General features: G+C 62.7%; 6 protein-coding genes and 1 pseudogene. 3 read left to right on the top strand and 4 right to left on the bottom strand.

What is annotated here, in order from left to right; all coding sequences use genetic code 11:
• The first annotated feature begins 65 nt into the window (after positions 1 to 65).
• Positions 66 to 3314 carry a protein kinase gene (locus tag I1A62_RS00900; RefSeq protein WP_219453508.1) on the top strand — a complete coding sequence of 1083 codons (3249 nt, stop codon included), beginning with the start codon at positions 66 to 68 and terminating at the stop codon, positions 3312 to 3314.
• Between the two features lie 1087 nt (positions 3315 to 4401).
• Here the strand turns inward: I1A62_RS00900 and I1A62_RS00895 are convergent.
• Entirely contained in the window at positions 4402 to 5292 is an 891-nt protein-coding gene (locus I1A62_RS00895; protein WP_219453507.1) for a nuclear transport factor 2 family protein, read from the bottom strand.
• 813 nt (positions 5293 to 6105) lie between these two features.
• Between I1A62_RS00895 and I1A62_RS00890 the strand changes: the two genes are divergently transcribed.
• Positions 6106 to 7176: a zinc-binding dehydrogenase gene (locus I1A62_RS00890; RefSeq protein ID WP_257890323.1), complete on the top strand. Its 1071-nt coding sequence runs from the start codon at positions 6106 to 6108 to the stop codon at positions 7174 to 7176.
• Between the two features lie 407 nt (positions 7177 to 7583).
• Here I1A62_RS00890 and I1A62_RS00885 read toward each other — a convergent pair.
• A pseudogene (locus I1A62_RS00885) lies at positions 7584 to 8460 on the bottom strand (IS5 family transposase).
• Positions 8461 to 8955: 495 nt separating this feature from the next.
• Here I1A62_RS00885 and I1A62_RS00880 point away from each other — a divergent pair.
• Positions 8956 to 10383, top strand: coding sequence for an MFS transporter (locus I1A62_RS00880; protein WP_257890322.1), 1428 nt, complete (start codon positions 8956 to 8958; stop codon positions 10381 to 10383).
• A gap of 134 nt (positions 10384 to 10517) precedes the next feature.
• On the opposite strand, the gene I1A62_RS46980 is transcribed toward I1A62_RS00880, so the two are convergent.
• Together I1A62_RS46980 and I1A62_RS00870 are read right to left on the bottom strand one after the other, a co-directional pair.
• Positions 10518 to 10991, bottom strand: a complete 474-nt coding sequence (locus tag I1A62_RS46980) for a hypothetical protein (RefSeq protein WP_374710658.1) — start codon at positions 10989 to 10991, stop codon at positions 10518 to 10520.
• A gap of 170 nt (positions 10992 to 11161) precedes the next feature.
• Positions 11162 to 11740, bottom strand: a complete 579-nt coding sequence (locus I1A62_RS00870; RefSeq protein WP_219453505.1) for a DUF6431 domain-containing protein — start codon at positions 11738 to 11740, stop codon at positions 11162 to 11164.
• Between the last annotated feature and the right edge of the window lie 693 nt (positions 11741 to 12433).

The raw sequence follows: 12433 nt of genomic DNA, 5'->3' as shown, positions 1-12433 counted from the left end.
CTGGAGTCAGTGACGTTCATGCTCACTCCTATGCATGAATCGCGTGCCGTGAAGTTGACAAAGTGATGGATGCAGACGACCCGCTCAGGACGCAGAGGGATGGAGCGGTGAATATCGCGTCAGACCTAAGGTCCGCAGGGTTCGGCGATGCTTCGGAGATCGGTCGTGGTGGTTTCGGAGTTGTGTACCGATGCGTGCAGACCGTTCTCCACCGCACCGTAGCGGTGAAGGTTCTCACCGCCGACGTAGGCGACCCGAACTGGAGACGGTTTCTGCGTGAAGAGCAGGTGATGGGCCAGTTGACCGGGCACCCCAACATCGTGTCTGCCCTTCAGGTCGGGGTTACCGAAGGTGGTCGACCGTTCATTGTCATGCCTTACCATGAGCAGGGTTCGCTCGACGATCGGATTCGCCGTCACGGGCCGTTGCCGCTGGAGGAGGTGCTTCGGCTCGGGGTGAGACTGGCCGGTGCGCTCGAGACCGCGCATAGGCTGGGGATCGTGCACCGGGACGTCAAGCCCGCGAACATCCTGCGCACCGACTATGGAGAGCCTGCGTTAACGGACTTCGGCATTGCGCGCATAGCAGGCGCGTTTGAATCGGCAACCGGTGTCATCACAGGCTCACCCGCATTCATTGCCCCCGAGGTCCTCTCGGGACAAGCACCAAGCCCCGCCGCCGACATCTATGGTCTCGGAGCCACTCTTTTTTGCGCGTATACCGGTCACGCCGTCTTCGAACGCCGCAGCGGTGAGCAGGTTCTGGCTCAGTTTCTGAGGTTAGCCACCGAACCCGCGCCGGGTTTGCGGGAGCAGGGTCTGCCCGATGACGTCACTGCCGCCATAGAACGTGCGATGGCACGCGCACCCCAAGACCGGCAGGCAAGCGCCGCCGCGCTCGGCGAAGAATTGCGCGACGCCGAGCAGCGACACGGATATCCCGCGAGCGAGATGGCACTTCATGACCCAGCAGACACCAAACCACCAGGCCGAACACCGACGCCACCTGAAAATCGACCGAGGACGGCCAGCAGAATCCGGGGAGATTCGCCGCTTGAGCTCACCAGTTTCATCGGGCGTCGCAGTGAGCTGTCTGAAGCTAAGAACCTCCTGGGATCCTCTCGGTTGGTGACGTTGACCGGAATCGGGGGAGTGGGGAAGACCCGGTTAGCGTTGAAGGTCGCTGCGAGCGCACAGCGGGGCTTCGCGGACGGTGCCTGGCTCGTCGAGCTCGATGAAACTGTCGATTACTCACTGGTAATTGAGAAGGTCGCCGCAATATTCGGCCTGCGGGATCAGGCCGCGAGACGTACCGAAGACGTCCTGGTGGAGTTCCTGTCCAGCCGCGAGGTGTTGTTGTTGCTGGACAACTGCGAGCAAGCTGTCGGCGCAGTTGCCGGGTTGTCCGCTACCCTGCTCCGGGCATGTCCACGCATACGCATCCTGGCCACCAGCCGTGAGGCGCTCGGTGTCGGAGGTGAGGCGGTGCTGCGAGTACCTCCGCTGACGGTTCCTGACCCTAACCCACCTGCGATCCGCGGCTTGTCTCGTGTCGATGCGGTAGCGCTCTTCGTAGAGCGCGCCGCCACCATGGTGCCGACCTTCACCCTGAACGAAGACAACTACACCGCAGTGGCCCGGATCTGTCACCGCCTCGATGGGCTGCCCCTGCCCATCGAATTGGCGGCGGCTCGACTGCGCGTGTTATCACCCGAGCAAATTCTCCAGCGGTTGTCGGACCGGTTCGCCCTACTCACGCGAGGTAGCCGGAGTGCGCCATCACGGCAACAGACACTACGGCTGTGCATCGACTGGAGTTATGACCTGTGCAACGCCGCCGAACAACTTGTCTGGTCCCGACTGTCGGTTTTTGTCGAGAGCGTCGACCTCGAGGCGGCGGAGCAGGTTTGCGGTGAGGGGCTGACATCGGAGGAACTACTCGACCTAGTGACCGCCTTGGTGGACAAGTCCATCTTGGTGCGGGAGGAGCACGGAACGGCCGTGCGTTTTCGGCTCCTGGAGACCTTGCGTGATTACGGCAGGGAACAGGCGCAACATGCCGGCGAGTATCAAGACCTGCGCAGGCGGCATCGAGACTGGTACATGCGGCTTGCACTCTCCGGTGAGGCGGAGTGGATCAGCTCCCGGCAACTCGAATGGATTGCCAAGTTCGATCGGGAGCAAGCGAACTTGCGTGAGGCGATGGAGTTCTGCGTATCGGACAATCCCGAAACCGGACTGACGATGGCCGCGGCGTTGTACCCCTTCTGGCTGGCACGAGGCTCTGTGGGCGAAGGTCGCCGGTGGCTCGACCGCTTGCTGTCCGTCGACGCTGTAACACCGACACTGGGCCGGGTGAAAGGCTTGTTCGCTGACAGCGTGTTGGCCGTGGTGCAAGGCGACCTCGAAAGGGGAGCTGATTTGGTGGCAGAGGGGCACAGATTGGGCCCACATTTGCAGGATCCGCTCGCGCAAGATCTCATCAATCTCGCAGCGGGGATCCTCGCGCTCTTCAGCAACGATCTCCTCCAGGCATGCCCAATTCTGGAAGATGCAGTCGAGGCATTTCGAACTCGAGACACTCCGGCTCTCCAGATCGATGCGTTGGACGGTCTCGGCGTGGCCTACGAACTGCGCGGTGACCCAGCCCAAGCTTTGAAATGCTACGAGCAGGTGCGGGCTATAACTGAGTCGTGCGGGGAGGTCGTGTACCGATCTCAGGCACTGTGCTCGATGGCCGTGGCCGTGTGGATGCAAGGGGACAGTTTGGGGGCAACGTCCCTCCTGGGGCAGAGCCTCAAGCTGTCTCAGCTGCTCTCTGATCGCATGACCGCAGCGGCTTGCCTGGAGCTCCTGGCATGGATCACCGCAAACGACGACGTTCGCCGTGCCGCCGTCCTCATGGGAGCTGCAGATGAGTTGGCACGTTCGGTCGGCTGCGTATCTGTTATGTTCCCCAATCGAGCCGTGCACCACGAGGACTGTATTCGAGCAGTTCGACATGTATTGGGATTGCAGGGATTCGAGGATGGACTACGGAAGGGTCGGTTTCTCGACCTCGACGCAGCCATCGCTTATGCCCTCGGCACTACTTCGACACCGCAACCATTGGCCGATGCGCCAACCAATCTGACCAAACGGGAGCGTCAGGTCGCCGAACTAGTTGCGGAGGGCTTGACGAACCGGAAAATCGCGGACCGTCTGGTGATATCACCGCGAACCGCGCAAGGACACGTCGAACACGTCCTCACCAAACTCGGCTTCACCTCCCGGGCCCAGATCGCGGCATGGGTTACAGAACAAACTCACCGCTAAGGTCGCAGTCGTACCTCCGACTTGGAGTGGCCGCACCAGCCACATAACGTTGACACAGTTACGGATCGACAAGTGTGAAACGGGTCTGAACGTGAGGCTCGCCGTCCTCACGTCACGTCGTCGCCGTTGCCGATCTACTCGTCGATCTATGCGGACCGGGACAGATCGACCAGGTGAAATTCGTACCCCCGCATCGAACGCGCCGTGCGGTATGTCCGCGACAACCACTGGGCGGGTATGGAATTCACAACTCTCACGGAGGCCCACAACTCTCACGGAAGCACAGCATCGTGCCGAAAACATGATGTCGCCAGAGGGCCGGATGCGATGCACGGCAGCACGCATCACGGTAGGACCGGGCCGCCAACGCGATCCCCGGCCGCGTGCGGCGCCGTGGGTAAGCGCGCAGCGCTCGTGCCCGAGCAGGTCGAAGGGCCCGCATAGGTTTGCACCTCGGCCACCCACACCAGCCGACCGGAGTTGTGGTCGACGACTATCAGATACTTGTGTCCAGCCCAAGTAGGAGATCTCACGAGCGTTTGTGGGGGACTCCGACTTCTGATCCGCCGCAGCCCGAGCAGCAGGTTATGGGCGGGCTGCGGTGTCGGACCACACCTGTTCCGCGATTGCCCCGACCTTGCGCCACGCGGTGCGCATCACTTCGCAGGTCGCGCCCCTCAAGTGTGTGTGGTTAGACTACGCCACGGTCGGGACTGGGCCGACTCTGGTCGAACGCGTGGGTGTGCCCGGCCCTGCCGGACCGGGCACACGCACGCGTTCGCGGCAGCTCACTCGCGGGGCATCGGCCTCAATGAAGTGCGGATCAGGCCGCAGTCTGGGCCCGCCATCCTCCGTGCCGTCGTCGTAGCCAACGCGCACTCCACACAGGAATCAGGGACCCAGCTGCGGCTGGACCGCGACGGCGATCGGCCCGGACGCGTCGTCGAAATCGACGTACTTGGGGCATCATCTTTTCACCACCAACATCACCTTCTGCGCTTCGCGCACGCCGTTGTCCGCACATGGAGCAGACTGGCCCTGGATAAGCCAGAACGCCCCTGGGACAACAGGGTGCGCCGTCGACGTTTCAGAGTGCGATTGGTTCGGTTCCGTGTCCGAGGCGGGCGACGATTTTGCGGTCGGCATTAATTTCGGAGTAGTCGACGGTAAGAAAGGTGAGGCGGGTGCCATCGGTGACGGAGGTGACTGTCCAGCGGAGTTCGGCGAAGATGTACCAGTCTTCAACGTGGCGCTGGATGACCTCGATGCTTTCGGGTGTGTAGGTAGCGAAGAAGGTGCGGAGGTGCTCCTCTGCGGCCTCCCGACCATCGAGTTCGACGATCGCTCCTGGTACTTCGCTTGGGTAGTTACGGATTCCGAGTTGCACTCCAGGGGTGGTGAAGGCAAGCATGGCGTCGATGTCGCCGGCGAGGGCTGCGGCGAGATAGGCGTCGTGGTCGTTGGTTATGGCGCGGCGGACGTCGGCGGAGGTTTGTCCCTCTCCTGGTGTGGCGCCCGGGGAGGCACGGAGCCAGAACAGTTCGCCGGTGATGCCGGTACCGCCCATGGTGGGGAAGAGAACCAGTGATTCGACCTCGACACGTTCGCCGGTGGCCTTCATTTCAACTGTGGCCCAGCCGGCGTGGAATGTGTACCAGGTGGAGAGGTACTGCGTGATCGATTGCCAGGCACGGAGTCCGGTCGTGTCGTGGAGGTTGATGTAGCAGGTGCGGATGTCTTCTCTGGTCTCAATGAGTGGTTGTCTGAACTCACCGTCGTCTTTTGCTTCTGCGGTCAGGGTGTAGGCGTAAGGGCCTTCGGGGGAGAGGGTGCCGAGGAGGTCATCGATGTCTTCGGTGATCTCGACCTCGATGTGAGTGACGGCTTGCTTCTGAGCGAAAAGTAGCTGGTCGGCGACGTTGAGAATGTTGGCGGCGTGCGCGCGGTGAATGTTGTTGTCGGGGACTGTGGTCGTCACGGCGTTTCTCTCTTCTTTAACATGTGGATCGGTGGTTCGACACTTCGCCGGGTTGATGTGAAGTGCCTCACCGTTGATGTGAACTTTGGTCTCGCCACCTATCCGGAGTCAAGCATTAAACAGGCGCAGGTTTTACATTTGATGTTAATCGGCATTCGAACAAGCCGGGCAACTACCCAACCAGTTCCACGAGTAAATCAAGACACCGCAGAGGTCAAGGGTGACTGCAGCGAACGGCACTGCGAAGACGATAAATTTGGAGGCCTTTGGTGATGGGGCTGGGCAGTAAGACCTGGAGGAGATCGACGTCGATCTCTTACATCAGGGCCGCCTCCCCCGCTGTTCACGGAGCCGTTCCCATCACTTGATGCACGAAATCCCGGAGGAGAGCTTGCTACGGGTGATCAATCACATCGGCGATCGGCCGTTGAGACCAGTGATACCCAACTATAGAGAAAGTTCCGAGCAGTCAACCGTCTGTGGCTGGAGTGACTAATTAGGGCCCCAATAACTCTGAGCTCAACTCCTGCTGCTCATCGTCTTGACAGACGAGGATGACGACAGCCAGAGTTCATCCATCGCATGATGCAAGTCACACCGGACGGTGTAACAAGGACAACGCCGCCTATCGAACTATGAAGTCGCCGCGTGAAAACCACCCCTCGCGCATTTTCCCTTCCCCACCAGAGCTTGGTAGTGGGTAGACGCCGCGCCACAGCATCTCGACGGCGGCTGCCTGACATGCATCGCACACCTGATGCGACATGCGCATGCCGATCGCAGTCGATACACCGCAAAGAAGGAGATCTATCAGTGCCGACAGTTGATAATATCGGGTCAGGTCCGAATCACGTCGATGACGAGTTACGGCACCAGCCGTCGCGAAAGGACGCAGAAGTGAGTGTACCTGCGAAGCGGTCGGCCGCGATGCTGGTTGGTCCCGGCGAACTGGTGATCGAGGAGCACCCAATCCCGGAGGTTCGAGACCGCGACGTTCTTGTCAAGGTGGATCGCGGAGCGATCTGCGGTAGTGACCTGCACGCCGTATACGACGGTCTGGGCTTTTTGGTCAATCAGCACAAGCCGGAGCCCGGCGGTCCAGGCCATGAGGGTGTCGGGACCGTCGTCGAGACACGGTCCGAGCGGTTCCAGGTGGGAGACCGCGTGCTCATCCTCAATGTGGGCTCCTTCGCCGAGTACACCGTCGTTTCCGAGGACTGGCTACTGACCCTGCCCGAGGATCAGTCGTTCGCCCGGATGATCATGGCCCAGCAGCTGGGCGTGTGCCTGTACGGGATGGACCGGTTCTGGCCGCGAGACAGGGAGGCCGGGAAGGTGGCAACGCTGATCGGTGCCGGCTCGATCGGTCTGAACTTCTTGCAGTTGCTCAAGCTTTGGGGCTTCGAGACCGTCATCGTCTCCGACCTGGAGCCGGCACGTCTGGATGTCGCGCGTGAACTCGGAGCGACCGAGGTAGTTCTCGCGCCGGCGGAGTCAGTCGTCGAGATGACCCGAAAGTTGACCGGAGGGCTGGGCGCGGATCTCGTGGTGGAGGCGGCAGGGTACGACGAGACCCGTGCCCAGTCGGTCGAGGCGGTGCGGGAGGACGGCCGAATCGGGTTCTTCGGGTACCCGGAGTCCTATGAGCCATCCCCGTTTCCCTTTGGAGACGCGTTCTGGAAGGGGCCGATCTCGATTGAGATCGTCAAGGGCGCCCAGCGAATCAAGGGGCTGCCGCACTTCCACGAAGCGATCAAGTTGATCAGCGACGGAACGATCCCTGTCGACCATCTGCTCGGTGCAGAGTATCCGCTCGACGAGATCGCGACTGCCTTCGAAGCGGCCCGGGCCAGGAAGCACATCAAGGTTCAGCTCGTCGTTTGACGGAACAAGGGAGAGGAACGGCCAGGGCAGGGACGCGAACCGAGCGTCGGCCCTGGGTCGTGCTTCGTTACACCTGCCCCGGGACCGCTGTGGCTGAACCGATATTGGAGGTAGCCACAAGCGGTGAGGACAAGTCCGGGTGACTCGCCGGATCTCGGTGGGAATGATGGAACTTGGATACGGCGATGTGGTCAGGCGTGGGTGTGAGTGGTCGGAGCTGGCCGACCGCGCGCCTTGGTCTTGGCGGACTTGCGTGCAATGAAGTCGTCGGCGCCGTGGTTGGGGTAGAAGTCACCGCCTTGGGGGCTGTTCCAGGCCGCGACGAGCATTGCGTGTTCGATGGAGACCAGCGTGCGTCTTCATCGGGCCCCGGCGGGACGCGACCCGGTGGTACTAGAGCGTGTCTGCTATTTGCGGACACGGTGATGAATAACAATCGCGCCAAGGAGTACGCCACCGAGGAAGGTGGTGGCGTACTTGTCGTAACGCGTGGCGATGCCACGCCACTGCTTAAGACGCCCGAAACCACGCTCGACGGTGTTGCGTTCGCGGTAGAGGTCCTTGTCGAATGCAGGCGGTCGACCTCCGTCCGGCCCCTTGGCCTTGCGACGTCGAATCTGGTCACGGCGTTCGGGAATGGTGTGCGCGATTCGGCGTTCCCGCAGATGCTTTCGAGTGCTCGGGTGCGAGTACGCCTTGTCGGCCAGCAGCCGGAACCTTTCGGTGTCGTGAGCGCGATGCGCGTCGAGCAGCGGCGCCAGGTACGGGTTGTCGCCCGCCTGACCCGGCGAGAGCAGCAACGTCAGCGGGCAGCAGAACGTGTCGGTCAGGGCGTGGATCTTGGTGCTCAGCCCACCCCGGGAGCGGCCGAGTGCGTGGTCGGCGGGTTCGTTGGCCAGATTCTTGTCATTCGACCGAGCCCCCTGTGTGCGCATCGGTCAGGGCGCCGGCGGCGTGCTGGTGGGCGCGGACGACGGTCGAGTCGATCGACAACAGACGTTCGAGCTGCCCTTCTCGTTCGGGGGCTGCCGCCCGTACCGCGGCGAACATCCGCACGTAGGTGCCGTCGTCGGACCAGCGGCGATGACGCTCCCAGATCGACTGCCACGGGCCGAAGCATTCGGGCAGATCGCGCCACGGTGACCCGATACGGAATCGCCAGACGATTCCCTCCAGCGTCAACCGATGATCGTTCCATGGACGTCCCCTCCGTCCCGCCAAAGAAGGAAGGACGGGTTCGATCACAGCCCACAGGGCATCGGAAATCTCGTTGGCACGCAACACAGGGACAGTCTCGAGCATCCAACCGCCAATATTTGGCAGACACGCTCTAGGTGACCGTCGAGCGGGCACGGACAGCGCGGCGGTCCCGAGGGCGCTCTCGCGATTCTGGTTACCAGGCCGGGACTCAACGACTTCACCCGTCCCGCGAACTTGTCCAAGCCAGGCACGGTACCCCCAGGAGGCGCGCGACGGAGAAACGCGCCCATCTCACCCCCGGTTTCAGTGAGGAACGAGCAACAACGGGGCCCTATTTACTGCTTGAGCCGCTTGAACGCTGTGACCTAGCCTACATTTAGAAAATCACTGGTAGCCAGACGATTCTGCACAGTGTGAATCAATCTCAGGCGCTTCCGAAAATACGCTACAGAGGGTTTCTGGCGTGTTAGGAAACGTCAAAACTGACACAAAGGAGAATACAGTGCGCGTGTTTGTCGGAATGACGGGGGTGATTGGGCGATGACGAGCGTTCTTACGGGTAGGCGATCGTCGTCGGTGATGGTCGTGCTTCTCATCGCGGCCATCGTCGAGTTCCTCGAACTCAACATGATCTACGTAGCCCTTCCCGCCATGTACAAAGAGTACGGCGATCCCGCCATCGTTGGGTGGCTGGTCACGAGCTTCGCTCTCGTCGCCGCGGTCGCAGCCGGCATCGGTGGTCGATTGGGGGACGTGCTCGGCGCTCGACGGGTGCTGGTCGGCGCGCTGGCGGTCGCCGTGCTCGGGTCGGTGGTCAGTGCGCTCGCAGTGAGTTTCCCTATGCTCCTGACCGGACGTGCATTGCAAGGGTTCTCGGGGGCGATCTTGCCTGTCGCTTATGGCGAGCTTCGGCGGGTCATCACTCCGGCACGGCTGAAGACCGCGATCGGGCTGCTGTCCGGAGGTGCCTTCCTCGGCGCCGCACTCGGCTTCCTTTCAGCAGGTCTCGCGATCCAGTACTTCGGCTGGCGATCGATCTTCTGTTTGAGCGCGGGCCTTGGCCTCGCCAGCGCCCTGCTCTGCCTGACGCTTCCGCGACCCACCGCTTCGACTTTGCGGGTCCGGGACATCGATTTCGTCGGTGGCACGCTCTTCGCCCCGGCGGTTGCGGCAATACTGCTTGGCGTCACCCAGCTGCGCTCGTGGGGAATCGGCGATCTGCGGACCGTCGGCCTGCTCGTCGCCGGGATCGTGCTCCTCGGCGTCTGGGTCAGCTACGAGCTTCGGCATGCGAATCCCTTTTTTGATATCCGGCTGTTCCGACGTCCCCGGTTCCTCGCCTCGTGCGTCGGCATTGCGCTTTTCTCGGCAGGGGTATTGTCCCTCGCCGTTCTCGTGTCCCCGATCATGCAGCAGTCCGCCGCAACGGGCATCGGATTCGGACTCAGCGCCTCGGTCTACGGCTTCATATCGATGGCGCTCGGCGTCGTAGGATTCGCCTTCTCGCCGATCGGCGGGTTGCTCTCGCAGCGCGTCGGCGCGGCGCGGGCGGCAATCATCGGCGCGACCGTCTCGACCATTGGCATCGTCGGAATGATGGTGACACTGCATAGCTCCGTGGCCGTCTTCTTGCTTTTCATGGTGCTGGCCGGGAACATCGGTTGTGCATTGACATGGGCAAGTTTCCCCAACCTTGTCGTGGAGGGAGTTCCGTCGTCACGAACCAGCGAAGCAACGGGAATGCTGCAGGTCGTGAAGCAGGTTGCGCAGGCCGGCGGGCTCCAGCTGATCTCGGTCCTCCTCGCCGGTGGCGCGGTGGCGGGCCCCGGCGGAGCAGCTGTGCTGACCGAGAGCAGTTACCGGGCGGCACTCTGGTACTTGGTCGTGGTCAGCGTCCTCGTAGTCCCCGTTGTTTACCTGGTGCGACGAACCCCGGCGGAGGACGTTTCCGAGGTCGCCGAGACGACCGTCCCCGTGCGTGCAGGCGTCGTCGGCGAACCGTCCTGACGGGTCCCGGGAGGACAATTCGATGGCCCTCGGTGCGTGTGGCAGAGGCGATCAATTTACTGCCCTCGGCAGCATCTTTCGTGTCGACGTGCTGTCGGTTCTCCCGGTGCCGGATTGGAAATCTAGCCCGGATTTTAGTGCAAGTCCACAATGTGGAATGTGTAGATGCCGGTCAAGAGGTCGGAGGCGACCCCGTAGGCGGACAGCACCGACCGCCGGATCCCGCGCCAGAAATGGTTGGCGGACTGCGACTTCGACGCCAACCACAACGTCAACCCGGCCACCATCAACAGCCTCGCCAGCTGCGTCTGTGTCCGCAAGGGCGAACCATTGTGTGTTCCCCGCCGGCCGAAGAAGATCACCACCTCACTCGCCCGTGGCGAGACCCGCACCTGCCGTCCGATCAGGTAGATCGGCACCGAATAGTGGCATTGGCGCACCGTGACCCGCGAGTATCGGTCCACCCGCGGCGTCAACCACAGGCCGGGCTCGAACTCCTCGGCGGGGAGCGGCCGCAGCAAGGGTTGTTCGGTGGCGAAGTCCTCACCGACGGCCCGGATCGGGGTATCGATCCGCCGGCCGTCATGCGCCCGATTGTTGCTGGTCACTGAATCTGCAGACGATGGCGTCACCGAAAATGCAGAGGCAAATGTCGGCGTTCGTCGGCACGTTGACGGCGTCGTCGGCACGCTGACGGTGGCCATGTCGTTGTGAGTGTCGATGCTCGGCACGATGACGGACCGATACGGGCATGACAGAGCCCGGCGGGCCGGATGCGTCAGCCGCTGCGCGGCGGGGACAGCAGACGCCCCTGGGTGTAGATGCCGATCAGATCCCACGGCGGATCGGTGAACCCGAAACGGCGACGATCTTCGACGGCGGCGGCGGACAGGATGCACAGGGTGTGCAACAGCAGGTTCCCGGCGTACCGGATGGCGGAGAACACCTCGCTGGCGATCTGAATCAGCCGCCGATTACCCTGGTGGCACATCCACTGCACATGCTCATCGGTGGCGCGGCGCAGCCAGCGGCGCACCGTCGACTCCGGGCGGTCCATCCGCTCGGCGATACGCCGGAATCCCATGCCTTTCGCTTTGTGGGCCAACGCATTTCCGATAACTTCGGTGGTGTCGGGGCGACGGGCCTGCAGGGCAGTGGGCAACAGGATATGGGTGGCGCCGCAGTCGCGGCAGCGGACCCGCTGCGGGCGCACGGTCACGGTGGCCGTGCCCAGCGAGCGGACGGTGCGCACCCGTCCGTACCCCCACCGGGCCACCCGACCCTGGCAGGACGGGCACCGCATGGCGCCGGCATCGAGGTAGGTGTCGGCCTCCTCGGGCCGGCGAACGACGATCACAGTCGATAGCTCCGCTCATGGTTGGTTCAGTCTTGACTACCACACCGGATCGCACCAGGGGTCAGTTCGTGTTGGAGCCAGCATGTTTCGCGTCTCGCCGTCATTGCGGATGCCGATGATGGTGCGGCCGTCTGTGCGCGATCCCGAATCGCCCAATCGGGTAGCTCCGCCCCGGGGGATCGTGGTGGTCGGCACGTTGATGGTGCAGACGATCGTCCGTCGGTCCGATGCCCGTCGGCATCAGCGGTGACGGTAGGCGGCTGGGTGGTCGTCATACCGAGAGACGCTCAACACCGATCCACCGCGGCGGGGCGGGCATTGAGCTCGTCCAGGGTGTCGACCTTCACACCGGGGCCAGGTGTCACGGCGGAAGCGCCTCACCTCACCCTCCACACCGCCCTCTCGTGGGCCTTCGAGACTCGGTGCACCGCCTGCCCGAGTGCGACAGCCGGAGGGTGAACAGGAAGCGCTTTGTCCGTACCCCGGCCAGATCGATCCACACGTCCGCGAAATCGACCTTTGCCGCCGCACCGGGAAGACAGTCTTGCACGAAGGCCGTCGCGGGTTCCCCTCCTGGACTCAGCGACGATCTCTGGCGTCGGCAGACGACGTAGTCCCGCACCGACGAGTACGAGGCCTCGCAGCCGTGCTCGTCGATCAACCTCAGCCAGATCCGCTTGGCCGTGTACCTCT

The organism is Rhodococcus sp. USK10, from assembly GCF_019378875.1.
GTDB classification, from domain to species: domain Bacteria; phylum Actinomycetota; class Actinomycetes; order Mycobacteriales; family Mycobacteriaceae; genus Rhodococcus_F; species Rhodococcus_F pseudokoreensis.
Note: the sequence above shows the minus strand (reverse complement) of the source record. Positions and strands in the feature narration are given on the sequence as shown.